24 protein-coding genes, 1 tRNA gene and 1 pseudogene are annotated in these 22,306 nt (G+C 72.5%); 12 read left to right on the plus strand and 14 right to left on the minus strand.

The genetic code is table 11. The features are described 5' to 3' along the window. Positions 1 to 43 precede the first annotated feature (43 nt). A complete protein-coding gene (locus HHX37_RS02140) occupies positions 44 to 607 on the minus strand; it encodes a methylated-DNA--[protein]-cysteine S-methyltransferase (RefSeq protein WP_117409866.1) in 564 nt (187 codons plus the stop codon). Positions 608 to 907: 300 nt separating this feature from the next. Between HHX37_RS02140 and HHX37_RS02145 the strand changes: the two genes are divergently transcribed. Beyond that, on the plus strand, positions 908 to 1,360 hold the full coding sequence (locus HHX37_RS02145; protein WP_310738206.1) for an ATP-binding protein: 453 nt from the start codon (positions 908 to 910) through the stop codon (positions 1,358 to 1,360). Between the two features lie 8 nt (positions 1,361 to 1,368). Here HHX37_RS02145 and HHX37_RS02150 read toward each other — a convergent pair whose 3' ends face one another. Genes HHX37_RS02150 through HHX37_RS02165 form a run of 4 tightly spaced genes read right to left on the minus strand, consistent with a single transcriptional unit; the run spans position 1,369 to position 3,105 of the window. Further along, complete coding sequence (locus HHX37_RS02150; RefSeq protein ID WP_310740237.1) at positions 1,369 to 1,866, minus strand: GNAT family N-acetyltransferase; 498 nt, start codon at positions 1,864 to 1,866, stop codon at positions 1,369 to 1,371. A gap of 54 nt (positions 1,867 to 1,920) precedes the next feature. Further along, on the minus strand, positions 1,921 to 2,583 hold the full coding sequence (locus HHX37_RS02155) for a YidC/Oxa1 family membrane protein insertase (RefSeq protein ID WP_182884326.1): 663 nt from the start codon (positions 2,581 to 2,583) through the stop codon (positions 1,921 to 1,923). A gap of 59 nt (positions 2,584 to 2,642) precedes the next feature. Continuing rightward, positions 2,643 to 2,936, minus strand: a complete 294-nt coding sequence (locus HHX37_RS02160; protein ID WP_182881885.1) for a DUF6412 domain-containing protein — start codon at positions 2,934 to 2,936, stop codon at positions 2,643 to 2,645. Between the two features lies 1 nt (position 2,937). Then, positions 2,938 to 3,105, minus strand: coding sequence for a hypothetical protein (locus HHX37_RS02165; protein WP_182884327.1), 168 nt, complete (start codon positions 3,103 to 3,105; stop codon positions 2,938 to 2,940). A 248-nt stretch (positions 3,106 to 3,353) separates the two neighbouring features. On the opposite strand from HHX37_RS02165, the gene HHX37_RS02170 reads away from it, so the two are divergent. Then, complete coding sequence (locus HHX37_RS02170; protein ID WP_138459644.1) at positions 3,354 to 4,055, plus strand: response regulator transcription factor; 702 nt, start codon at positions 3,354 to 3,356, stop codon at positions 4,053 to 4,055. Beyond that, positions 4,052 to 5,173 carry a sensor histidine kinase gene (locus HHX37_RS02175; RefSeq protein WP_310740238.1) on the plus strand — a complete coding sequence of 374 codons (1,122 nt, stop codon included), beginning with the start codon at positions 4,052 to 4,054 and terminating at the stop codon, positions 5,171 to 5,173. The genes HHX37_RS02170 and HHX37_RS02175 overlap by 4 nt, the downstream gene beginning before the upstream one ends. Positions 5,174 to 5,302: 129 nt before the next feature. On the opposite strand, the gene HHX37_RS02180 is transcribed toward HHX37_RS02175, so the two are convergent. The 4 genes from HHX37_RS02180 to HHX37_RS02195 all read right to left on the minus strand — a co-directional run bounded on the left by HHX37_RS02180 (position 5,303) and on the right by HHX37_RS02195 (position 6,990). Further along, positions 5,303 to 5,461 (minus strand): hypothetical protein, encoded by a 159-nt coding sequence (locus HHX37_RS02180; RefSeq protein WP_165900884.1) that lies wholly within the window; start codon positions 5,459 to 5,461, stop codon positions 5,303 to 5,305. Between the two features lie 273 nt (positions 5,462 to 5,734). Continuing rightward, the gene (locus HHX37_RS02185) at positions 5,735 to 5,959 is read right to left on the minus strand and encodes a helix-turn-helix domain-containing protein (RefSeq protein WP_138459643.1); all 225 of its coding nucleotides are present in this window, start codon (positions 5,957 to 5,959) and stop codon (positions 5,735 to 5,737) included. Continuing rightward, on the minus strand, positions 5,959 to 6,450 hold the full coding sequence (locus HHX37_RS02190) for a DUF2975 domain-containing protein (protein ID WP_117409859.1): 492 nt from the start codon (positions 6,448 to 6,450) through the stop codon (positions 5,959 to 5,961). Before HHX37_RS02190 ends, HHX37_RS02185 begins: the two co-directional genes overlap by 1 nt. A gap of 129 nt (positions 6,451 to 6,579) precedes the next feature. Continuing rightward, positions 6,580 to 6,990 carry a hypothetical protein gene (locus tag HHX37_RS02195; protein WP_244301676.1) on the minus strand — a complete coding sequence of 137 codons (411 nt, stop codon included), beginning with the start codon at positions 6,988 to 6,990 and terminating at the stop codon, positions 6,580 to 6,582. A 313-nt stretch (positions 6,991 to 7,303) separates the two neighbouring features. On the opposite strand from HHX37_RS02195, the gene HHX37_RS02200 reads away from it, so the two are divergent. The 3 genes and pseudogenes from HHX37_RS02200 to mptB all read left to right on the plus strand — a co-directional run. Beyond that, entirely contained in the window at positions 7,304 to 7,654 is a 351-nt protein-coding gene (locus tag HHX37_RS02200) for an STAS domain-containing protein (protein ID WP_117409882.1), read from the plus strand. A gap of 13 nt (positions 7,655 to 7,667) precedes the next feature. Then, positions 7,668 to 8,405: a glycosyltransferase family 2 protein gene (locus tag HHX37_RS02205; RefSeq protein WP_182881887.1), complete on the plus strand. Its 738-nt coding sequence runs from the start codon at positions 7,668 to 7,670 to the stop codon at positions 8,403 to 8,405. Positions 8,406 to 8,647: 242 nt separating this feature from the next. After that, a pseudogene (gene mptB, locus HHX37_RS36095) lies at positions 8,648 to 9,235 on the plus strand (polyprenol phosphomannose-dependent alpha 1,6 mannosyltransferase MptB); the annotation flags it as partial. 568 nt (positions 9,236 to 9,803) lie between these two features. Here mptB and HHX37_RS36100 read toward each other — a convergent pair. Continuing rightward, the gene (locus HHX37_RS36100) at positions 9,804 to 12,275 is read right to left on the minus strand and encodes a hypothetical protein (RefSeq protein ID WP_259406134.1); all 2,472 of its coding nucleotides are present in this window, start codon (positions 12,273 to 12,275) and stop codon (positions 9,804 to 9,806) included. Between the two features lie 161 nt (positions 12,276 to 12,436). Here HHX37_RS36100 and HHX37_RS02215 point away from each other — a divergent pair, with 161 nt between their 5' ends. The 3 genes from HHX37_RS02215 (at position 12,437) to serS (ending at position 16,155) form a co-directional block, all read left to right on the plus strand. Then, positions 12,437 to 13,795: a glycosyltransferase 87 family protein gene (locus HHX37_RS02215; RefSeq protein WP_310740239.1), complete on the plus strand. Its 1,359-nt coding sequence runs from the start codon at positions 12,437 to 12,439 to the stop codon at positions 13,793 to 13,795. A gap of 135 nt (positions 13,796 to 13,930) precedes the next feature. Then, positions 13,931 to 14,851: a prephenate dehydratase gene (pheA, locus tag HHX37_RS02220; RefSeq protein WP_117409856.1), complete on the plus strand. Its 921-nt coding sequence runs from the start codon at positions 13,931 to 13,933 to the stop codon at positions 14,849 to 14,851. 38 nt (positions 14,852 to 14,889) lie between these two features. Further along, positions 14,890 to 16,155, plus strand: coding sequence for a serine--tRNA ligase (gene serS, locus HHX37_RS02225; RefSeq protein ID WP_117409855.1), 1,266 nt, complete (start codon positions 14,890 to 14,892; stop codon positions 16,153 to 16,155). Between the two features lie 261 nt (positions 16,156 to 16,416). Here the strand turns inward: serS and HHX37_RS02230 are convergent, their stop codons facing one another. After that, positions 16,417 to 16,620 carry a cold-shock protein gene (locus HHX37_RS02230; protein ID WP_041952879.1) on the minus strand — a complete coding sequence of 68 codons (204 nt, stop codon included), beginning with the start codon at positions 16,618 to 16,620 and terminating at the stop codon, positions 16,417 to 16,419. Between the two features lie 239 nt (positions 16,621 to 16,859). On the opposite strand from HHX37_RS02230, the gene HHX37_RS02235 reads away from it, so the two are divergent. After that, positions 16,860 to 17,678, plus strand: coding sequence for an HAD family hydrolase (locus HHX37_RS02235; RefSeq protein WP_182884329.1), 819 nt, complete (start codon positions 16,860 to 16,862; stop codon positions 17,676 to 17,678). Here HHX37_RS02235 and HHX37_RS02240 read toward each other — a convergent pair. Both HHX37_RS02240 and HHX37_RS02245 read right to left on the minus strand, forming a co-directional pair. Further along, a complete protein-coding gene (locus tag HHX37_RS02240) occupies positions 17,669 to 18,193 on the minus strand; it encodes a bacterial proteasome activator family protein (RefSeq protein WP_117409853.1) in 525 nt (174 codons plus the stop codon). The two genes, HHX37_RS02235 and HHX37_RS02240, sit on opposite strands and share 10 nt — an antisense overlap. Positions 18,194 to 18,258: 65 nt before the next feature. After that, positions 18,259 to 19,221 carry an NAD(P)H-quinone oxidoreductase gene (locus HHX37_RS02245; RefSeq protein ID WP_182884330.1) on the minus strand — a complete coding sequence of 321 codons (963 nt, stop codon included), beginning with the start codon at positions 19,219 to 19,221 and terminating at the stop codon, positions 18,259 to 18,261. A 115-nt stretch (positions 19,222 to 19,336) separates the two neighbouring features. Here HHX37_RS02245 and HHX37_RS02250 point away from each other — a divergent pair, with 115 nt between their 5' ends. Together HHX37_RS02250 and HHX37_RS02255 are read left to right on the plus strand one after the other, a co-directional pair. Then, positions 19,337 to 21,847, plus strand: a complete 2,511-nt coding sequence (locus tag HHX37_RS02250) for an AAA family ATPase (protein WP_310740240.1) — start codon at positions 19,337 to 19,339, stop codon at positions 21,845 to 21,847. 93 nt (positions 21,848 to 21,940) lie between these two features. Further along, positions 21,941 to 22,029: transfer RNA gene (locus tag HHX37_RS02255), tRNA-Ser, on the plus strand. Between the two features lie 36 nt (positions 22,030 to 22,065). On the opposite strand, the gene HHX37_RS02260 is transcribed toward HHX37_RS02255, so the two are convergent. After that, the gene (locus HHX37_RS02260) at positions 22,066 to 22,209 is read right to left on the minus strand and encodes a hypothetical protein (protein WP_220502536.1); all 144 of its coding nucleotides are present in this window, start codon (positions 22,207 to 22,209) and stop codon (positions 22,066 to 22,068) included. Positions 22,210 to 22,306: the final 97 nt, after the last annotated feature.

The raw sequence follows: 22,306 nt of genomic DNA on the forward strand, positions 1-22,306 counted from the left end.
GCACGGGGTCTGATCGCACGGGCGCCTGAGCCCGTACGGCTGATCAGGGCAGCGCGCCCTCCAGGCGGAGCAGGTGCTCCTTGGCCGCCTTGCCGCCCGCGTACCCGCCGAGCGAGCCCGGGCCCTCCACCGCGCGATGGCAGGGCATGAGCAGGCAGAGCGGGTTGCCGGACAGGGCGCCGGCCACCGCGCGCGGCGCCTGGGGCCGCCCGATCCGCTCGGCCATCTCCTGGTAGGTGGTCACGCTCCCGTACGGCACGCCCTGCATCAGCTGGATCACGGTGCGGGAGAAGCCGGTGACCAGGCGCGGGTCCACGGAGAGCGAGAAGGTGCGCAGCCTGCCGGTGAAGTACGCGTCGAGCTCACGGCGCAGGGGATCGAGGCGGCGCGGGTCGGGCCCGATGAACGAGCCGACGGCGCGGGTCACCCGGGCGAAGACCGCGTGCTCGTCCTCGTAGGTGCAGGCGAGCACGCCGCGCGCGGTCACCGCGAGGACCAGGCGGCCGACCGGCGTGTCCGTGGTGCCGAACGCCACCTCGGGCGGGGCCAGGCCGACGTAGCCCGGCGTGGTCACGCGGAGCAGGGCTTCGAGGTCCTCGGTGGACATGGGCGCCCAACTTTCTGTTCATCGCGTGGAGGCAGCGTATCGGAGCGTTCGTGAGGCGCTGGAGAACGCCGCCGGGCCGGCCGGGTTCACCGGGCTGACCAGGGCGGGCGATGCGGAGGATCTTCACTCCGGCGGGACGGTCCGGAGCGTGGCGTCGCGATTTGGCGACTGATCTATTGTCCAATGTGCACAAGCTGTGATCCGGGGCACGGTTTCCCGGCTGATACGACGGGGCATTTCGGTCGTACTGGGCTGTGCAAGGGGAAACGTTGTGCAAGGGGAGTCGGGGGAATCGGGGAGGTGAGTGCGTCGAGCGTCGTGATGCTGCCGTACGCACCGTCGAGCGTCGCCGTCGCACGCCAGCGCCTCAGCGCCGAACTACAGGGGGCGGGGCTGCTCGCGACCGCCGTCGACGACGTGGTGCTCATCTTGAGTGAACTGCTCAGCAACGCCCTGCGGCACGCCCACCCTCTCCCGTCCGGACAGCTCAGGGTGGCCTGGTACTGCTCGGACGCCCAGGTCGAGGTGGCCGTGAGCGACGGCGGCGCCTACACCGAGCCGCGGGCGGGCCGTCCGACGCTGTCGTCACTGGGCGGACGGGGGCTGGGCATCGTGGAGTATCTCGCCGAGCGCTGGGGGGTCCGGCACGAGGCGGAGATCACCACCGTGTGGGCCGTCGTCCTGGTCGCGACCCCGGACCGTAACGGACATCAGGGTCCGTCCGAAACCAGGATTCTGCGCGAGGTCGGCTGAGCGCCCGGTCACGGTCGGCCGAGAGGGTGCTCCAGGCAGAGCAGGTCCTCGCGCGCGTCCCACGACGGGACGACCGCGAAGCCGAGCCGCTCGTAGAGCGCGATCGCCGTCGCCCGCCACCTCCAGACCGACAGCCGTACGGAGCGCAGGCCGGCCTCCCGCGCCCGGGTCAGCGTGGCCCGGACGAGCGCCCCGGCCACGCCCCTGCCGCGTTCGTCAGGGTCCACCCAGAGCCGCTTGATCTCCGCTCGCCCGCCGACCGGCTCCGTCAGCACCACGCAGCCGATCGCGGTCCCGGCGCGGCGCGCGACCAGCACGACGTCCCGCGCGAAGGCCGCTCCGGGGTCCTCGACCTCCGCCCGGTATCGCTCGGGCAGCTCGGCCACGCCGGGCACCGGGACGCCCTTCTCCTCCTCGGTGCGCAGGTGATAGGCCGCGAGGAGCGCGCGCAGCCCCTCCCGGCCGTCTCCGCCCGCCCACGTGCTGATCGAGTACGCATCGGTCACAGGGAGCAGGATTCCATCTCACCCCTGATCGCCCGGGCGCCGGCCCCGGCGGGCCTAGGCGGCCCGGGGGTAGAGCACCGCGCGCTCGGCGGTCGCCCAGGCGGTGCTCACGAGCAGGTAGACGCCCGCCGCGAGGGGCAGGAAGGCCGCCGCGAGCACGGTCCAGAACGGGAGCAGGACCTGCAGGCGCCGCATCGGAGCCGCGGGCTCCACCCGGCGGGCGGCGAGCACGGCCACGACGGTGAGCAGCGCCAGCAGCACGGCGAAGACCACCACGGGCGGGCTGAACAGGCCAGCGCCGGCGACCGCCGCCCCCAGGTGCTCCCCCAGCGGCACTCCCAGCACGCCCTGCGCGAGCAGCAGGTTCGGATGCCCCGCGATCGTCACGGTGGTGAACAGCCGGTAGGTGACCATGAAGAACGGCATCTGCGCGAAGCCCGGGAGGAATCCGGCGAACGGGCTGGTGCCCTCCGCCGCGTACAGCGCGTTCACCTCCCGCATGAGCCGCTCCGGGTCCTTCTGCCACCGCTTGCGGAGCTTCTCCACCTGGGGAGCGAGCCGGACCCGGACGCGCTGAGCACGGGCGACGCGGATGCTCAGCGGCAGGAGCGCCAGCCGTACGGCGAGGGTGACGAGGACGATCGCGAGCCCGGCGCCGGTGGCGTGGCTGAGCGCGTCGATGAGCCGGTAGGCGGGGTCGAGCACGAAGTCGAACATGGGGAAGCCTTTCGTCTGAATTCAGGGCATGACGAAGGCGCTCGCGACCGGATCGGTGGTCAGGCGAGCGCGAGGCTTCCTGATGGTGCGCGGGGACGGGGGCGGCCGGGCGCGCCGGGATCGCGCAGCCTCACCATCGCCGTCTCACCGTCGTACGAACGTCTGCCCGGGCCCCGCACGACGGCGGGGACCCCGGTCAGCCGGGAGAGCATCCAGGCGAACACCAGCACGGCCACCCCGGCCACGCCGGCGAAGGCCACCACGGAGGGCACGGCGGAGCCGCCGGCCAATCCGGTGACCAGTTCGGCGAGCAGCCGGACGAGTGACGTGACGGCGGCCTGGAGAGCGTTCACGTCAGCGGGACATCTTCCCCACGACGGTGACCGCGAGCACGGCGACGGCGGCGACGATCCCGATGATCAGCAGGAACTTCAGCGTCGCGAACAGTGCGGGGATGACGAATGCGAACACCAGCCACAGGGCCAGCAGGATCCCCAGAATGGTCAGTACGGTACGGGCCATAGGCACACGCTACGCGGTAGGTCCGACAAGCGCGAGCTTGATCCAAACGAGTCCTCCTACCCGCTGCCGCCGAGGTTTCACGTGAATCATCGTGATCGGCGCCGTTTTCCACCGACTCGCGTGCGCTGGAAGATCCCGGGCCCCGCGGTGGCGCTGGTCCCGCGGGTTGTTCTTACGGGGCGGTGACGGGGCTCGGCGCGGTCGTCCCGCGGCTTTACCGTTGAGGCGTGCCCTCCCCGAGGAGTCCGATGTCCGCGAACCCCGCCGCCCGTGTCCTGGTGGTCGACGACGACCCGACCGTCGCCGAGGTGGTCGCCCGCTACCTGGAGCGGGACGGTCACGAGGTCGAGTGCGTGGGCGACGGCGCCGAGGCGTTGCGGCGGGCCCTGGCCGACCCGCCCGACCTGCTCGTGCTCGACCTCATGCTGCCCAAGCTCGACGGTCTTCAGGTCTGCCGGAAGCTGCGGGAGCGCTGGCCGGTTCCCGTGATCATGCTGACCGCCCTGGGCGAGGAGATGGACCGGGTGGTCGGCCTGGAGACCGGCGCGGACGACTACGTGACCAAGCCGTTCAGCCCACGCGAACTCGCCCTGCGCGTCCAGTCCGTGCTGCGGCGGGCCCGGGGCGCCCTGGTGCCGACGGGAACCGGCGTCCTGCGGGACGGCGACCTGGTGGTGGACGTCGGCGCCCACGAGGTGCGCCTCGGCGGGCAGGAGATCACCCTGACCGCCCGCGAGTTCGACCTGCTCGTCTACCTGCTGCGCAACCCGCGTCAGGCGTTCAGCCGCGCGGCGCTGCTCGACCAGGTGTGGGGCTGGTCCTTCGGCGACTCCTCGACCGTGACGGTCCACGTGCGCAGGCTCCGGGAGAAGATCGAGCCGGACCCGACCGACCCGCGGCGGATCGTCACCGTCTGGGGTGTCGGCTACCGCTACGAGCCGCTGTCGTGATCGTCCAGATCGTCGCGGTCGCCGCCGGGCTCGGCCTCGTCATCGCGGCCCTGGGCCTGGCGCTGCTGCGGGTGCTGCGCCGGCGGTCGATCGGCGTGATGCTCGCGGTGGTGGCGGCCGTCACGGTCTCCGCGACGCTCGCCGGGGTGGTCGCCATCACGCTCGCCATGATCATCGAAGGGCGGCCGAAGAACATCGTGCTCACCGTCGTCGCCATCGGCGGCCTCGTCGGACTCGGTGTGGCGCTGGTGAACGCGCGTACGGTGGTGCGCGCCAGCAGGAGCCTGGTGACCGCGGTGGAGAACGTGCCGCCTTCGGGCCGTTTCACCCCGCCGCCCACCCCGCTTCCGGCCGAGCTGCGGACCATCGGCGCCGCCCTGGAGCAGGCGTACGAGCGGCTCCGGCTGGGCCGCGAGCGGGAGCGGGCGCTGGAGAGCGCGCGGCGCGAACTCGTCGCCTGGGTCAGCCACGACCTGCGTACGCCCCTCGCCGGGATGCGGGCGATGGTCGAGGCGCTGGAGGACGGGGTGGCCGACGACCCCGAGACGGTCAAGCGCTACCACGTCCAGATCAGGGTGGAGGTCGACCGGCTCGCCGGGATGGTGGAGGACCTGTTCGAGCTGTCGCGGATCCACGCGGGTTCGCTGCGGCTGTCGCTCGCCCGCACCGGGCTCGGCGACCTCGTGGCCGACACGCTGGCCGCCGTCGAGCCGCTGGCCCGCGCCGAACGGGTACGCCTGTCCGGTGAGGCCGACCCGCACGTCCCCGTCTACGCCGACGCCGGGCATCTCGGCCGGGCCGTACGCAACCTGGTCGTGAACGCGATCCGGCACACGCCCGCCGGAGGGACGGTCCTCGTGCGCGCGGCGGCGGACGGAACGGCCGCCCGGCTGTCGGTGCTCGACGGCTGCGGCGGCATCCCGGAGGAGGATCTCCCCCGGGTCTTCGACGTCGCGTTCCGCGGCGAGGCGGCACGCACGCCCGGCCCCGACGGCGGCGCCGGGCTCGGCCTCGCGATCGCCCGCGGCATCGTCGAGGCCCACGACGGGGAGATCGGCGTGGTCAACGAGGGCCCCGGCTGCCGTTTCACGATCACGCTGCCGCTGGGTCGTGCCTGACGGATCAGGCCCGGCTTCGCGTGACCCGGGCGGTGCTCGCGACGGGCGATCCAGGCCGGCCGCTCCCGGCCGCCGGAGGAGCGGCGCCGCGTGCGGGTGTCGTCCGCACGCGGCCCGCCACGGCGGGTCTCAGCAGGTCCCGACCTCGCCGCAGTAGTAGCCGTAGTTCCCGCCGTAGCAGCACCACCGCTGCTGCATGCACCAGCACGGCACGGTGGCCGACGCCTCGACCCGCGGTACCAGGCGGGCGAGCAGGCGGTCGCCCAGGGACTGGATCGTGTGGAACATCGGGCTCCTTCCCTCGGTTGATTGCGCGCGATCACCCTCACGTTCTCATCGCGACGGCGCAGGTCAACCGGTGGGACGCGGCGATACCGCCCGGTCGTCCCGCCGCGCGGAAACCACGGCGGTGACCTGCGGACCACCCCCGGCCACGACCGGGATCCGGCGCGCATGAAAGCGGCCGCGGTGAAAAGTTCACGCCCTGAGCGGGCGCGCCCGAACGGCGGCGTGTCTTGTGGGCCGGTGGGTCAGACGTTTTCACGCCCGGCCCGGGGCGCGTCATGCGCCCGCTGCGTCCTCGTCGGCCTCCCAGCGCAGGAGGTCGCCCGGCTGGCACTGGAGCACCTCGCAGAGGGCGGCGAGCGTCGTGAAGCGCACCGCCTTGGCGCGGCCGTTCTTGAGTACCGCCAGGTTGGCGGGCGTGATCCCGACGCGGTCCGCGAGTTCGCCCACGGACATCTTCCGCCTGGCCAGCATCACGTCGATGTCGACGGCGATCGGCATCAGATCACCTCGTCCAACTCGGCCTGCATCTGCGCCGCTTCGACGTCGCGCGCGACGGCCTGGGCGAGCAGCATCCGCAGCACGAGCACGATGAGCGCGACCCCCAGGATGGCCACGCCGACCCCGCCCATGATGACGGTGACGCCCGGGTCGTCCCGCTGGCCCGGCGCGTTGAGAACCGTGACCGCGAACCACACGAGGGCGGCCGCCACGATCGCGCCGATCACGCCGTCCACGTACCGGAAGGCGGCGTGGGAGAACACGGTTCCGCGTCGCACCATCGTCACCAGCCGCCATACGCAGACCAGGGCGACCTGGACCGACACCATGCCCAGGATCGTGATCACGCGCAGCGGGGTCAGCGGGAGCGACCCGTCCTCCGGGTCGCTCCCGCTGACCAACGCCCACACCATCAATGCCTGTACGAACGCGGTGCCGGCGAGCACCACCACGAGCACGGCGCGCAGCGCAAGCACCGTCAGCTTTCCCATGGCCCACCCTTCCATCGAGACACGATGGAAATCTATCGAAAATCAATAGACGAATCAAGGCTGCGACGGAGAATGGGCGGCGGTTCCGCACCATCGCGGGACACTGCCGCCCCCTTCTGCGGCGATGCGCTAGCCGAGGTCGGGGGCTCTCTGCGGTTCGAGCTGTCCCCGCCAGGAGGGCAGGCCCGGTGCGGCCTCCCGGCGGCGCGGCGTGAACGCCTCCGCCATCGCGCGGAACGTGGGGCAGGGCCAGCGCCACATGCAGCTCCTGCACCGCAGGATCGGGTTCGCCGGGTCGCTGGAGATGCCGCCCGCGTCCCTGGGCTGGTGCAGGTCGAGCAGCCGGATGCCGAGCTCGGAGAAGCACAGCAGCTCCTCGCGGGCCTCGGCGAGGAAGTCGAGGTCCTCGCCGACCAGGCGGGCGCTGACCCGGACGTACCCCTCGCGGTTCAGCAGGCCGCGCAGCGGCTCTGCGGAGGCGCGCCACGACGAGGCCTTCTCGGTGTGCGCCTGGATCGTCTCCAGATGCTCCCGCAGCACGCGACGCTGGAAATCTTCGGGAATGTCACTGTTCATAATGCTGTCGGGCCCACTGTTCCGGGTTCTGGCCGTGGATCTCCCAAGAGGTGAAGATCCAGGTGGCATTCCCAGGCGCCCGCCCTCCTTCCGCGAAGTGACGACCAGGACGCGGAGGTTCCGGGGCCCTCCATCCGGCGACGCCGGTGTCGCTCAGCGTCAAGCTTCGCGCACTCCGCGTTTACATGCGGCCGGAATCGGGGACAAAGGGCGGACGACTCTTCGACGAAACCCGTGGAACGTGACCCGGGGCCGGGACGACGCTAGTGTGCGCGTCGTGGAGCTGAAAGTCGCGACGCAATCCCACGCCGGTCAGGCCGTCATGGCCGTATTCGGCGAAATCGACCTCTATACCGCGCCCCGGTTGCAGACGGAGTTCACCCGCCTGCTGGACACCGGGCCGGACCGGGTGGTCATCGACATGTCCGGAGTGGAGTTCTGCGACTCCACGGGCATGAACGTGCTGCTCTCCGCGCTCAAGCGGCTGCGGGAGCGCGGCGGCACGCTGGAGGTGGCCGCGCCGAGACCGGCGGTACGGAAGATTCTCCAGGTCACCGGCCTGGACTCGGTGTTCACCGTGTACGACGCGGTGCCCGCCGATCTGCTCACCGCCGAACACCAGGGCTAGGCGTATGAGGGACATGGCAGTGCCCGAGCCGGACACCGCGGTGGTGATCCCGGCGAAGGACGAGGCCGAACGGATCGGCGCCACCGTGAGCGCCGCCCTGAAGCTGCCCGGCGTGGATCTCGTGGTCGTGGTCGACGACGGCTCGTCCGACGAGACCGGCCGGGTGGCCAGGGCGGCCGGCGCCCGGGTCGTACGGCACAGCCGCAACAGGGGCAAGGCCGCGGCGATGGAGAGCGGGGCGGAGGCCGCGGGCCTCCTGGACGCGGACCACGCACGTCACCTGCTGTTCCTCGACGCCGATCTGGGTGAGACGGCGGCGGCGGCCCTCCCGCTGATCGCGCCCGTGCGGGCGGGCGAGGCCGACATGACCATCGCGACGTTCGCGACCAGGGTCAAGCTCGGCGGCCACGGCATCGTCGTACGGGTGGCGCGCGACGGGATCAAACGGCTGACCGGCTGGGAGGCGACCCAGCCGCTCAACGGGCAGCGGTGCCTCACCCGGGACGCCTTCGAGGCGGCCCGCCCGCTCGCGCACGGCTTCGGCGTCGAGACCGGGATGACCGTCGACCTCCTCAGGAAGGGCTTCCGGGTGGTCGAGGTCGAGGTCGAGATGTCGCACCGGGCCACCGGCACCGACTGGCGTTCCCAGGTGCACCGGGCGCGGCAGCTTCGCGACGTCGGCCTGGCCCTCGCCGCCCGCGAGCCCGTGGTGCGGCAGACCCTGTCCACGATCAGGTCGCCGCGCGGGTAGCCGCCCGTACGGGCGTGACCGGCCCGGCCGTGTGGTGGAATTCTCGGGTGGAAGCGCGGACCGTCGCCGGGCCGGCCGTGGCCGTGGCGGCGGGCGGCCTGTCGATCCTCCTCACGATCGCGATCGGCGTCCTCGGGCCGTCCGCGATGGTGCCCGCGCTGCCCGGGCCACCCGGGCAGGCCGAGTCGTGGCAGCCCCCCTGGTCCCTGGGCCTCGCCCCCGACGGGCGTCTCGTCGTCGCCATGGCCGCCGCGGCCGTCGTGCTCGGGGCGATCGGCCTGGCCGCCGGGCTGTCGTGCGTCGACCGGCTGCCGAAGGCGCGCACGCTCGTCCTCGCGGGATGCGCCGCCGCCGGGGTGCTCGCGTTCCTGCCGCCCTCCGGGTCGGCCGACCATCTCAACTACGCGGCGTACGGCCGGATGGCGGCCCTCGGGTACGACCCCTATCTGACCGTGCCCGCCGACCTGCCCGGCGATCCGGTGATCGGCCACGTGGAGGAGTGGACGAGGACCCCCAGCGTGTACGGCCCGGTCGCGACGGCCGTACAGGCTCTGGCGAGCCACGTGGGCGGCGACTCGGTCCGCCTGACGGTCTTCGTGATGGCCCTGGTCAACGCCGCCGCGTTCGCCGCCACCGGCCTGCTGCTGCACCGTGTTGCTGCTCGTGCCACTGCCCGCGGCACCGGGGGTGTCACGGCCGGCGACTCCGTGCGGCAGCGCCGCGCGGCCCTGCTCTGGACGGCGAACCCGCTGGTCGTCTACCAACTCGTGGCCGGGATGCACCTCGACACTCTCGCGGTCGCGCTCGTCGTGGCCGGGCTCGTCGCCCGCCGGGGCGTGCCGCTCGGCCTGGGCGTCGCGGTCAAGGCCACTGTGGGCGTTGTCGCGCTGGGCACGGCGTGGGAGCTGCGCGGCAACCCGCGGCGGCTCGCCCTGGTGACCGGGCTCGCCACGCTCACCGTCGTCGTGGCGTACCTGATCGCCGGGCCCCACTCGCTCGACCAGCTGCTGAACGCCAGCAGGTCGGTCTCGCTCGCCACCCCGTGGGCCCTCGGGAAGAAGGCCCTGCAGGCGGTGTTCGGGTCCGGGGCGTACCACGCGTGGATCCAGACGGGGTCGCTGCTCCTGCTGGCCGCGCTCGCCGTCCTGATGCTGCGCGGCCGCCCGGCGGCGGAGCGCGAGGGGCCGGTCGTCGCCCTCGCCGTCGCGGTGGCCTGGCTGTTCGCCACGCCGTACGCGCTGCCGTGGTACGACGGGCTGGGCTTCGCGCTGCTCGCCCTGGTCGCCTGGCCGGGCCTGGAAGCGTTCCTGGTCGCCCGGCTCACCGTGCTCTCGCTGGCCTATCTCCCCGCGCGCCAGGCGCACCAGCCGGACGACCTGTCGTGGCGCGTCGACGTGGTCAGGCAGTGGGTGGCGCCGTCGCTTCTGCTGGCGCTGACGATCGTGCTGCTGTGGTGGGCGGCGCGAGCTGGAGGGCGTGTACGGACGCCGCCAGCGCCAGCGGCACCGCGACCGTCAGGGCCATCGCCGGAATCGCGATCCCCGAGTCGTTGATCAGGAACCCGGCGAAGGCCGCGGTCAGCGCGCCGATCAGCCCCGCCCGCAGTTCGGGGGCCTGGGCGTAGGCCAGGCTGAGCGCCGCCGCGCCCCACCGCGAGGGCCTGGCCAGCACGAGGAACAGGAACGCCAGCGCGACCACCGACAGCAGCGTCAGCGGCAGGTTGCCCAGGGTGTGGAGCATCGCCCCGAGCTTGCGGCCGACGACCGAGCCGCCGTCGCCGCCGATGATCTGCTGGACGAACGCCCCGAGATGGGTGCGCTGATCGGCCGGGCGCAGCCAGTCGGCCACCGCGATCAGCGAGATGAGCGCCGCGCCCGCCAGCCCGATCACGCCGAGCCGGAGGACCGACACCCGCCCGCCCGCGGTCATCAGCACGCACACCGCCACGCCGAGGACGAACGACGGCACGCCGCCGAAGTCCGCGCCCCAGGTCGGCCAGCCGTCCCCGGCGATCGCGAGCAGGCCGTACGCCACGCACACGGCCACGGCGAGCCTCGGCCGGCGGCGCAGCGCGTGGGCGACGGCGGCCAGCAGCAGGATGGTGCCGGTCGAGTAGACGGCGAAGGCCATGTTGCCGAAGCCGTAGAACCGGCCGCCGGTCACGGGCTCGTACCCGGCCACGGCGTTCACCTGCAGCCGCGAGCCGGTGACCACGTCGGCGAGGAGCGCGAGCGAACTGACCCCGGCGACCACGGCGGGCGGCCCGAGCACCCGGCCGCGCCACGGCCCCGCGTACGCGAGCCCCGCCACGAGGGCGGCGAAGGCCACGATCGTGCCGAGCAGGGCGGGCATCGGGTGCCGGAGGCTCCACCACGGCACGAGCTGGGCCAGGAAGATCGACACCGGGAGCGCGGCGCTGACCGTGGCGACCACGCGGGTGGCGGTGAGCATGCGCCGGTGACGCCTGACCACGATCGCGGCGAGGCCGTAGAACAGCAGTTGCGCGCTGACCAGCGCGATGAAGAACGGCTCCCTGACCTCTCTGAGCACCTGGCTCGCCAGGTCGGCGTCGGCCAGCCCGCGGGCCGCCTCGGCGGCGGGCGGAGCCGCGCCGCCCCCCGACCACGCCCTGCCGACCACGCCCTCGGGCGTGGGGATGCCGAGCAGGTGGGTGACCGTGGCCGTGATGTCGGTGATCGTGACCAGTGCCCGCTGCCTGGTCGAGGCGGCGGTCAGCCATCCACGCCCGTACGGCCCGCCCGTGGCGATCGCCACGTGGAGATGGGCGACGGAGCCGGAGTCGGAGATCCCGGCCACCAGGACGGTGGTGCCCTGGGGGACCTTCGACAGCACCTCGCCCACGGTCCGGTCGGCCGCGCCCACGGCCTCCCGCCGCGCCTCCCCGTCCAGGTCGGCCGGCTCCCGCTCGGCCCCGGCCGTGGTCGTGGACGGCGCGGCCCGGGCTGGGAACGCTGTGGATTCCGGGGCCGATGCCGTGGGCCGCGCGGGATGGGTTGTGGACGGCGCGGCCGGCGGCGTGGCCTGGGTTGTGGACGGCTCGGCCGGCGGCGTGGCCTGGGTTGTGGACGGCGCGGCCGGCGGCGTGGCCTGGGTTGTGGACGGCGCGGTCGGCGGCGTGGCCTGGGTTGTGGACGGGGTGGATCGCGTGGCCGGGGGGCTCGCCTCCCGGCCGCCGGTCCAGGCTCGGGTGATCTCTCCGGCTTCGGCGACGACCAGTGCGTACGGCGCGAGGTCGGGCAGCGCGGCGGGCGTGGCGGCGTACGCCGCGACCCGGCCGGATCCGTCGGCGGCGGCGAGGGCGGCCCCCGGGCCGATCGCCGCGACCTTCCCTCCGGCGGCGGTGACGGCGTCGGAGAGGAGCCCGAGCCGTGCCTTGAACGGACTCGACTGCTGCGCGGCGACCAGCGCGGGCCAGCCGGGCACCGACGCCGTACCGCCGTCGCCGGCGGCCACGGGTGCGGGGATCGCGCCGCAACCCGGGCCGGGGGAGGCCGCCCGCTGGCCCGCCGAGACGGTCAGCCATCCGGCGGCCGGGCAGGTGACGGGCAGGCCTTCCGGCGGCACCGCCCGCGTGGACAGCGACGCGGTGGCGCCCCGGTCCGCCAGGGCCCACAAGGTGGGTGTCCGCTCCGGATCGAGGTCCGCCCAGCGCAGCCCGGGCACCCCGATCACCACCACCCGCCCCACTGGCGCGGCTCCAGCCACCGGCAGGGTTCCCCCCGCCGGCGCGGTTCCGGCGGAGGCCGGGCCGGAAGAGGCGGGCACGATGAGGGCCGCGACGAGGAGCGTGAGGAGAGCCGCGAGGAGCACCCGCACCGTGCGAGGGCTGGGGCCGCCAGGGGTGAGCATCGGCACAGAGCGGGGGCCTGGGCTCACGGGCACGCCGCCGCGGCCCGGCGGGGCGGCGGAAGGTCCCCGGCCCGGCGCCGGTGCTGGTGCGGATGGCACTGTTCCAGGCTCCCTCATGATCGGCGATGGTGCGGCCACGGTCCACGGTAACCTGCCTGGTTGTGACGACTGGCCGCATCGCCGGGGCCCGCCGGCCCGCCTGGGCATGGGCGCTGGCCCTGGTGGCGGTGGCCGCCGCCGCGTCCCCGCTGATCGCCCACTGGCTCACCAATCCGGACGACCAGCGCCTCGTCGACCTCGACGTCTACCGTACGGGCGGCTGGGCACTCCTGCGGGGCCTGCCCGTCTACGACGTGATCACGCCGGCGCCCCAGTTGCTGCCCTTCACGTACCCGCCGGTCGCCGCGATGCTGGCGGTGCCGCTCGCCGCGATGTCCTGGCCGGTCGCGCAGTGGGTGTGGACGATCGCGGTCGTCGCCGTTCTCGCGGTGACGGTCCGGCACGCGTTCCGGGCCTTCCTGGACGGCGGGCGCGGCGCCCTGGCCGCGCCCGCGCTGTTCGCCGTGCTGTGCGCCGCGTGCATGTACCTCATGCCGATCAGGGACCAGGTCAGGTTCGGCCAGGTGGACCTGTTCCTCCTCGCGCTGTGCCTGCTCGACTGCGTGGTGCGCCGCCCGTGGTGGCCGCGCGGGATGCTCATCGGGCTGGCGACGGCGGTGAAGCTGACCCCCGGCGTGTTTCTCGTCTACCTGGCCGTCACCGCGTTCGCCCCTCGCGACGCAGGCCCAGGCCGCAGCGGCACCGCCCCCAGCGGCCCGAGGCAGCGCCACGGGAGCACCGCGCAGCGCCATGGGGACGCGGCACAGCGCCACGGGGACGCGGCACAGCGGCGGGCTCTGTTCATGGCGGTGTTCACGGCGGCGGTGCTCACGCTGCTGCCGTTCGTGGTGATCACCGACGACGCGCGGGACTTCTGGTTCGGGGCGCTGCTCGACTCCGAGCGGCTGGGCGCCAACGCCGCCACCACCAACCAGTCGCTGCGGGGCATGCTGCTGAGGCTCTACCTGCCCGACGCGCTGACCTCGGCCGTCTGGCTGGCCGCCGTCGCGGCCGTCGGCTGGTACGGCTTCCGTCAGGCCCGGCGGGCGTACGTGGACGGCGACACGATGACGGCGGTCGCGCTCACCGGGCTGATGGCGGTGCTGCTGTCGCCGGTGGCGTGGATCCATCACATCGCCTGGATCGTGGTGGTGGTCGCGGCCGTGGCCGGGTCCGGGCGCGACCCGGTCCGGCTGCTGGTCGCGGCCGGCGTGTGGCTGTACTACGTGCTGCCCATCCCCTGGTGGGGAGTGTCGATCAAGGCGCTGGAGATCCCGATCCTCAGCCCGGTCGCCGGGAAGATCGTGCAGAACGCCTTCGGGCTCGGGGCGATCGGCCTGGTCTGGCTGCTCGGGTCCTGGCTGCCGCGATGGCGGGCCTCCGTCACCACCGCTGCCGCGGTCCCCGCCGCGAAGGCCTGACCCCGGGAACGCGCGGCCGACGGGCCGCGTGGAGGGTGCGCGCGGCAGCCGGGTGGGCAGCGCGATCGTCTCAGGTTTTCCACAGAAGGTGATTCGGCGCCCTCACGGCCGATACCTGCGGATACTCTGGACGGCATGTCGAAGCTCGCGTACCTGGGGCCGCAGGGCACCTTCTGTGAAGCGGCACTGCGACTCCTGGCGCCCGACGCCGAGCGCCTGCCCTGCGCCAACGTCGGAGCCGCGCTCGACGCCGCCCGCGACGGCGCGGCCGACGGCGCGGTCGTCCCGCTGGAGAACTCGGTGGAGGGGGCGATCACCCAGACCCTCGACGAGCTGGCCAAGGGCAGGTCGCTGCACATCACCGGCGAGGTGCTGCTCCCGGTCGAGTTCGCCCTGCTGGTCCGGCCCGGCACCGAGCTGGCCCAGATCAAGCGGATCATCACGCATCCCGCCGCGCACACGCAGTGCCGGGGGTTCATCGAGCGCGAGCTGCCCGGAGCCGTGGTGATCGCCGGATCCTCCACGGCCGCCGCCGCGCAGGAGGTCTCCCTCCCCGGCTCGCCGTACGACGCGGCCATCAGCCCGGCCATCGCCGGGGAGTACTACGGGCTCGACGCCGTCGCCTCGGACATCGGCGACCGCTCCGACACCGTGACGCGGTTCATCCAGGTGAGCCGGCCGGGGCCGCTGCCCGAGCCGACCGGCGCCGACCGCACCTCGCTCGTCGCCTTCCTGCGCGACGACCACCCGGGCGCCCTGCTGGAGATGCTGAGCGAGTTCGCCGTGCGCGGGGTGAACCTGACCCGGATCGAGTCGCGCCCCACCGGCGACGGCATCGGGCGTTACTTCTTCCACTTCGACCTGGAGGGTCACATCGCGGACGCCAGGGTCGGCGAGGCCGTCTCCGGGCTCCACCGGCTCTGCGGCGACCTGCGCTTCCTCGGCAGCTATCCCCGCGCCGACCGGGTCGCCACGCAGGTCAAGCCGGGTACGGCGGACGGCGACTTCGACGAGGCCGCGCAGTGGCTCGGAAAGATCCGCGCCGGTCTCGCTTGACACACGGGAGCCGCACCGGCTCCGGTAGCCTGTGAGCCGTGATTGACCTGCGAACCCTTCGTGAGGACCCGGACCGGCTCCGGGCGTCGCAGCGCGTCCGCGGCGAGGACGACTCGGTCGTGGAGACCCTGCTGTCGCTCGACGAGCGCCGCCGTGCCGCGCTCAACAACTTCGAGTCGCTGCGCGCCGAGCAGAAGAGCATCGGCAAGTCGGTGTCCCGCGCGTCCGGAGACGAGCGCCAGGCGCTGCTCGACCGCGCGAAGGAGCTGGCCGCGCAGGTGAAGACGGCCGAGGCCGAGGCCGCCGCGCTGGCGGGCGAGCTCGACGAGCTGCTCATGACCGTCCCGAACATCGTCGAGGAGGGCGCGCCCCCCGGTGGCGAGGACGACTACGTGGTCATCGAGGAGGTCGGCGAGAAGCCGGTCTTCGACTTCGAGCCGCGCGACCACGTCGAGCTGGGCGAGCTGCTCGGCGCGATCGACACCGAGCGCGGGGCCAAGGTGTCCGGCGCGCGGTTCTTCTTCCTGAAGGGCGCCGGCGCGCGACTCCAGCTCGGGCTGCTGAACATGGCGATCCAGCAGGCGGTCGAGGCGGGTTTCACGCCGATGATCACACCTGTGCTGGTGAAGCCGGAGTCGATGCAGGGCACCGGCTTCCTCGGCGCCCACGCGAGCGAGGTCTACCGGCTGGAGGCCGACGACCTCTACCTGGTCGGCACCAGCGAGGTGCCGCTGGCGGCGTACCACTCCGACGAGATCCTCGACCGGACGGCGCTGCCGATGCGGTACGCCGGGTGGTCGTCCTGCTTCCGGCGCGAGGCGGGGTCGTACGGCAAGGACACCCGGGGGATCATCCGCGTCCACCAGTTCGACAAGGTGGAGATGTTCTCCTACTGCCGTCCCGAGGACGCCCACGAGGAGCACCTGCGGCTCCTCGCGTGGGAGAAGGAGATGCTGGAGAAGGTCGAGATCCCCTACCGCGTGATCGACGTGGCGGGCGGCGACCTCGGCTCGTCGGCGGCCCGCAAGTACGACTGCGAGGGCTGGGTGCCCACCCAGGGCCGCTACCGCGAGCTGACCTCGACCTCGAACTGCACCGACTTCCAGGCCCGCCGCCTCAAGGTGCGCTACCGCGACGAGGACGGCAGGCCGCAGCACGTGGCCACGCTCAACGGCACGCTCGCCACCACCCGGTGGATCGTGGCGATCCTGGAGAACCACCAGCAGGCGGACGGCTCGGTCGTGGTGCCCAAGGCGCTGCGGCCGTACGTCGGACTCGACGTTCTGGAGCCGGTGTCGCGTTAGGGACGCGCCGCCGGGCGGCCCTCTTCGGCGCCTGGTGAAGGGGCCGGGTGATTGGCCGAGTGAGGGTGGGCGTCAGGAGTGATGTAAATCTCTTCGCCGGATCGGCGATCGGACCCGAAAGAGGCCTCCGTGCGTGAAACTTTCACGCACGGAGGCCTCCTCATGTGAGCGGTACCAGACCTGGCGGCCGGGCCGGCGATTGGGCCCGGATATACGAAAGGCGGGGCTCGCAGGCGCGAGCCCCGCCTTCGTCACGTCAGGTCAGAGACCACGGACGTTCGACGCCTGCGGACCCTTCGGACCGGCGATGACCTCGAACTCGACCCGCTGGCCGTCCTCGAGGTTGCGGTAGCCGCTGCCAGTGATCGCGGAGAAGTGCACGAACACGTCGGGCTCGCCGCCGTCCGGTGCGATGAAGCCGAAGCCCTTCTCAGCGTTGAACCACTTGACGGTTCCCTGAGCCATTACTGCTCTCCCTAAGGAAGTGAATCTTGGGGACCACACCTCGTGGCCCCCGGTGTGTCGCACAGCTCCCCGGGTGGCTCATACAGTCAAACTGGTTTTCGCTACGGGAACAGCTAATACAACGCCTTCACATCTAACACTATGTAGCCCGTTGGTGTTCCACGTCTGGGGCAGATTTCTCGCACCGGGGGTGGTCGAGGGGTGGTCGTGCCGGGTCACGGTGCAGACTGGAACCTGCTATGACCTGCCCCCGCCTCATCGCCACGGATCTCGACGGCACCGCGCTGCGTACCGACGGAACGATCTCATCGCGTACGGCCGCCGCCTTCGCCCGGGTGGAGAAGTCCGGCGGCACCCTCGTCTTCGTCACCGGGCGTCCACCCCGGTGGATGCACAGCGTCGCCGGAACCGTGGGGCACTGCGGGCTCGCGATCTGCGCGAACGGCGCACTCGTGTACGACCTGCACACCGAGCGGATCGTCGAGTCGCATCTGATCGCCCCTGACATCCTGGAGGAGTGCGTCGCCCGCCTCCGGCGGGACGTGCCGGGCCTGACGTTCTCGGTCGAGTACGAGGGTGACTTCGCCCACGAGGCGGCGTACGCCCTCGGCGGCTGGGACTCCCGGGAGGTGTCGTGCGGACGCGAGGTGGGGACCGCCGCGCTGACCTCCCTGCCGTGCGCCAAGCTGCTCGCCCAGCATCCCGCGATGGACCCCGACGAACTGGTCCGCGTGGCCCTGGAGATCGTGGGCGACATCGTGACCCCGACGCACTCCAGCGGCCGGGCGCTGCTGGAGATGAGCGCGTACGGGGTGACGAAGGCGACGGCGCTGGCCACGCTGGCGGAGGAGCGGGGGATCAAGCCGGCGGAGGTGGTCGCCTTCGGCGACATGCCGAACGACCTGCCGATGCTGACCTGGGCCGGCACGTCGTACGCGGTGGCGAACGCCCACCCGGACGTGCTGGCCGCCGTCGACCACGTGACGGCGGCCAACAACGACGACGGTGTCGCGGTGGTGCTGGAGAACCTCTTCCGGCCTCGCGGCCCTTACAGGTAGGGGCCGCCGGCGCGGTGGCCCTGCTCGTCCGCGGCCTGGCTCAGGCCGCCGGGGAGGGCGCGGCGCATCTGTTCGAGCTGGGCCCGCGCGGCCATCTGCTGGGCGAACAACGTGGTCTGGATGCCGTGGAACAGGCCCTCCAGCCAGCCGACGAGCTGGGCGTGCGCGACCCTCAGCTCGGCGTCGCTGGGCGGGGTGGGGCTCTCGTCGCTGAACGGCAGCGACAGCCGTTCCAGCTCCTCCACGAGCTCGGGGGCCAGGCCCTCCTCCAGCTCCTTGATCGAGCTCTGGTGGATGTCCTTGAGCCGCTTGCGGCTGGCGTCGTCGAGGGGAGCGGCGCGCACCTCCTCCAGAAGCTGACGGATCATGCTGCCGATCCGCATCACCTTGGCGGGCTGCTCCACCAGGTCGGCGACGGATCGCTCCTCGTGCTCGCCGCCCTTACCGTCGCCGGAGACCGACAGGCCCTGCGGGCCCACGACCACGATCTGCGGCGTGCTCTCGTCTGCGTTCATCGATCGCTTACAACTCCTGACTCACTCCGCTGGGGCACACCGGTGCTCACCCGACCCAACCTAGCTCACCTGACCAGCAGCAGCTTTCCGACGTGGGCCCCCTCCTCGAGCATGCGGTGCGCCCGTCCGGCCTGGTCGAGCGGAATCCGCTCGTGCACCACGGGCCGTACGGCCCCGGCGGTGACCAGCGGCCAGACGCTCTCCACGACGCCCCGGCAGATCACGCCCTTGTCGTCCACCGGGCGGTGGCGCAGGCCGGTCGCGTGGATCGCCGCCCGCTTGGCGAGCAGCGCCCCGAGGTCGAGCTCGCCCTTGGCGCCGCCCTGCATGCCGATGACCACCAGCCTGCCGCCGGTGGCGAGGGCCCGGAGGTTCCCGGCCAGGTACTTCGCGCCGATGATGTCGAGGATGACGTCGGCCCGGCTCTCGAACCGCTCGGCGAAGTCCTCCTCGTAGTAGTTCACCGCCTCGTCCGCGCCGAGGGCCCGGCAGCGTTCGATCTTCTCGGCCGAGCCCGCCGTCACCAGCACCCGGGAGCCGTACGCCTTGGCGAGCTGGATCGCCATCGTGCCGATGCCGCTCGCGCCGCCGTGGACGAGCAGCGTCTCGCCCTTCCGCAGGCGGGCGGTCATGAAGACGTTCGACCAGACCGTGCAGGCGACCTCGGGCAGCGCGGCCGCCTCGTCGAGCGCGAGCCCCTCGGGCACCGGCATGACCTGCTGCCACGGGACGGCCACCCGCTCGGCGTACCCGCCGCCCGCGAGCAGGGCGCAGACCCGGTCGCCGGAGGCGATACCCGGAACGTTCCCCCCGACCTCGGCGACCACCCCGGAGCACTCGAGACCGGGGATCTCCGAGGCGCCGGGCGGCGGCGGGTAGAGGCCGCGCCGCTGGAGGAGGTCGGCCCGGTTGACGGCCGAGGCGGCGACGTCGATGACCACCTCACCTGGGGCGGGACGTGGATCGGGCACTTCCCGCCAGTCCAGAACCTCGGGTCCGCCGGGTTCGGAAATCACCATCGCGCGCATGTGACCTAAAGTAGCGTGACGGAGAACTAGGGCGGTTGCCCGCATTCACCGGATTACGTGGCGCTAATCTTCAATGTGATTGCTACCCCATAAGCCCATCCCGAGGGGGTACTCGGTGGCGAGACATGATCGTGAGGATCCCCATTCTCTGGAGGACCAGCTCGCGTGGCTGGACGCGATCAAGGAGATGCCCGACGAGGTCGAGATAGCGGTGAGCGCGGTCACGTCCGCGACCCTCGCCTCTCCACCGCCCTCGCCCGCCGCCGAGCCCGAGGCCGCCTCGCCGTACCCCGCCGACCCCTGGAGCCTCGTCCCGGCCGAGCCCGCGTCCGGCGGGCTGTTCCGCGCCACGACCGAGTCCGCGTACGGCGCACCGGTCCAGGAGGACGCCGAGGCCCGGGAGGCGTCGTCCACCGGCCCGATCCGCGAGTCCGGTTTCGGCGGTTCCGCCGCGTACGGCTCGGGTGATCAGGGCGGCGACAGCGCCGCGACCTCGGCGTACGACTACGGATACGGCACCGATTCGGGATATGGAACCGACTCGGGATACGGGAACGACACGGGATATGGCGAAACGGCCTTCGTCACCCCGCCGGAACCCGTCAGGCCGGAACGCTCCGACGAATCCTCGGCCGTAAGTGAGGAGCGGGAAGAGGGCCGGTCGGTGGAGTCCTCCACCGGTCCCGTGCGGTTCCCCTCGTTCAGAAGTACGGAGACAGAGTCGGAGAGCGGGGAATCGTACAGTTCCTTCGGGACGCCGACCGCGTCCTTCGGCACGCCTCTGGGGACGTCGACCGGGCCCGTCAGCGCTCCGCAGCTCGGCGATGCGGCGGACGCGCCGGCGCCGGAGTCACCGGCCGGGAGCCGGGACGAGGAGGAGGACGGCGACGACCACTCCACCCCGTCGTCTGGAGGGGCCTTCGGGCGTGGCGCGTTCTCGTCGCCCGTGGACACCGACTCCTACAACATCGGGGCGTTCTCGGACACCGAGACGCGTAAGCGTCACACGCCGGACCCGCCGTCCGCGTCGAAGGAGCCGCTGCGGGGCTGGCTGGAGCCGGCGGTGCCGGTGGAGGCCGTCAGGCAGGAGGACGCCACCGACGCCGAGCCGGAGGAGCCTCCGGCCCCCTCGGAGGCCTCGTCGTCGTTCGCGCCCCCGCGGCCCGAGCGTACGGACGATCGCTTCACCGGCTCCCCGCGGCCCGAGCGTACGGACGATCGCTTCACCGGCTCGCTGCGGTCGGAGCGTGCGGACGATCGCTTCACCGGCTCGCTGCGGTCCGAGCGTGCGGATGACCGCTTCACCGGCTCACTGCGGGACGACCTGGCGGCCGAGGAGCGCAAGCCGTACGAGCCGGGCCCGGTGGCGCCCCCCGCGCCCGCGCAGGCCGCGGCGCCGGAGCCCGTTGTGGCTCCCGAACCGGCTCCGGAACGCCCTGCCGCCTCCGCGTACCCCACCGCCCCCGCTCGTTCCGCCGCCCCGCCTCGCTCCATCGCCGAGGCCGCTCCGGTCATCCCGGATGCTCCGGCTGTCCCGGAGCGGGACGCCTTCGCGGAGCGGGAGGCGTACCAGTCGCCGCGGCGGCCCGCTCCGCCGGTCTCCGCGTTCAATTCACCGGCGCGCGCCACAGGTCCCAAGACGGCGGGGTCCAAGCCGAACGCCGACAGTCTCGACCCGGTCGTCCTCCTGCGCGGCCGCAGGAACGCTCCCGCGACAGGCTGGCGGCGTCTGGTCTACAAGGCCTCCGCCGGGCTGATCAAGCCGGGCGAGGCCCCGGAGGTGCGGCGCCGCCGCGAACTCGTCCAGCGCGCCCGTACGCCGGTGGCCACGGGGCATCACCGGGTCGCGGTGCTCAGCCTCAAGGGCGGGGTGGGCAAGACCACGACGACCGTCGGCCTGGGCGCCACGCTCGCGCAGGTGCGCGGTGACCGCGTCATCGCCGTCGACGCCAACCCGGACCGTGGAACGCTCTCCGACAAGGTGGAGCTGGAGACGTCGGCGACCGTACGCGACCTGCTGAACGAACGCGCCCAGATCAAGCGGTACGTGGACATCCGGGCCTTCACCTCGCAGACGCCCTCGCGGCTGGAGATCCTGGCGTCCGACCGCGACCCGTCGGTGTCGGAGGCGTTCAGCGCCAAGGACTACCACTCGGTGGCGCAGGTGCTGGAGAACTTCTACTCCATCTGCATCACCGACTGCGGCACGGGGCTCCTGCACTCGGCCATGTCGGGCGTGCTGGGCATGGCCGACCAGATCGTGCTGGTCAGCTCGCCCTCGGTGGACGGCGCCCGCGCGGCCTCGGCCACGCTGGACTGGCTGGAGGCGCACCACTACGGCGACCTCGTCCGGTCCGCCACCGTGGTGCTCTGCAGCGTACGGCCGCGGTCGAAGTCGACGGTCGACCTCGACAAGCTGGAGGCCCACTTCGCCGCCCGCTGCCGTACGGTCGTCCGCGTGCCGTACGACCCGCACCTGGAGGAGGGAGCGGAGATCGACCTGGACCGGCTGCAGCAGGCCACCCGGGACGCCTACCTCCGCCTGGCCGCCTCCGTCGGCGACGGCTTCGCCGGCCCACAGGCACTGGTCGAGCGCAAGTTCTCCGAGATCCCGGACCACCTGTAGGGGCATCGACTGATCTTTTTCACCGGTCGCGGTCACGTCCGGGGCGGTGAGAGACTAGTCTGCGGCGTGGCGCCTCGAACGAGGCGCCGCCAGGGAGAGCTCGCCTAGTGGACGATGGCGGCGGTCTTGAAAACCGCTAGGCCGGGTGACCGGTCTCGTGGGTTCGAATCCCACGCTCTCCGCTCTGTGATGTCGCAAGACATCGGAAACCCTCGAACCTACGGGTTCGGGGGTTTCTTTGTGTACTGGGGTTGGTAGTCGCGGGCGGGGTCGATGGTCAGCTCGCGGAGGAGTTCTCCGGTGGTGGCGGCGACCACCCGGACGTGGAGATCGTCGACGAGAAGGATGACGTGGGTTTTCACCCATGCGCAGCCGTGAGAAGCGCCAACCGACTGCGCGATCCCGCCCTGCCGCCTATGTCCCCGACCTCATCGAGGGCATCTGGTCGCTGCTCAAATG

Source organism: Microbispora sp. H10885, assembly GCF_014161415.1.
GTDB classification, from domain to species: Bacteria; Actinomycetota; Actinomycetes; order Streptosporangiales; family Streptosporangiaceae; genus Microbispora; species Microbispora triticiradicis.

Bases quoted from the DNA above. Each gene is read 5' to 3' on its own strand.
- HHX37_RS02140 (WP_117409866.1), bottom strand. From the start codon at position 607: ATGTCCACCGAGGACCTCGAAGCCCTGCTCCGCGTGACCACGCCGGGC.
- HHX37_RS02155 (WP_182884326.1), bottom strand. From the start codon at position 2,583: ATGTTCGACTTCGTGCTCGACCCCGCCTACCGGCTCATCGACGCGCTC.
- HHX37_RS02165 (WP_182884327.1), bottom strand. From the start codon at position 3,105: ATGGCCCGTACCGTACTGACCATTCTGGGGATCCTGCTGGCCCTGTGG.
- HHX37_RS02170 (WP_138459644.1), top strand. From the start codon at position 3,354: ATGTCCGCGAACCCCGCCGCCCGTGTCCTGGTGGTCGACGACGACCCG.
- HHX37_RS02180 (WP_165900884.1), bottom strand. From the start codon at position 5,461: ATGTTCCACACGATCCAGTCCCTGGGCGACCGCCTGCTCGCCCGCCTG.
- HHX37_RS02185 (WP_138459643.1), bottom strand. From the start codon at position 5,959: ATGCCGATCGCCGTCGACATCGACGTGATGCTGGCCAGGCGGAAGATG.
- HHX37_RS02190 (WP_117409859.1), bottom strand. From the start codon at position 6,450: ATGGGAAAGCTGACGGTGCTTGCGCTGCGCGCCGTGCTCGTGGTGGTG.
- HHX37_RS02205 (WP_182881887.1), top strand. From the start codon at position 7,668: ATGGCAGTGCCCGAGCCGGACACCGCGGTGGTGATCCCGGCGAAGGAC.
- HHX37_RS36100 (WP_259406134.1), bottom strand. From the start codon at position 12,275: ATGCTCACCCCTGGCGGCCCCAGCCCTCGCACGGTGCGGGTGCTCCTC.
- pheA (WP_117409856.1), top strand. From the start codon at position 13,931: ATGTCGAAGCTCGCGTACCTGGGGCCGCAGGGCACCTTCTGTGAAGCG.
- HHX37_RS02230 (WP_041952879.1), bottom strand. From the start codon at position 16,620: ATGGCTCAGGGAACCGTCAAGTGGTTCAACGCTGAGAAGGGCTTCGGC.
- HHX37_RS02235 (WP_182884329.1), top strand. From the start codon at position 16,860: ATGACCTGCCCCCGCCTCATCGCCACGGATCTCGACGGCACCGCGCTG.
- HHX37_RS02240 (WP_117409853.1), bottom strand. From the start codon at position 18,193: ATGAACGCAGACGAGAGCACGCCGCAGATCGTGGTCGTGGGCCCGCAG.
- HHX37_RS02245 (WP_182884330.1), bottom strand. From the start codon at position 19,221: ATGCGCGCGATGGTGATTTCCGAACCCGGCGGACCCGAGGTTCTGGAC.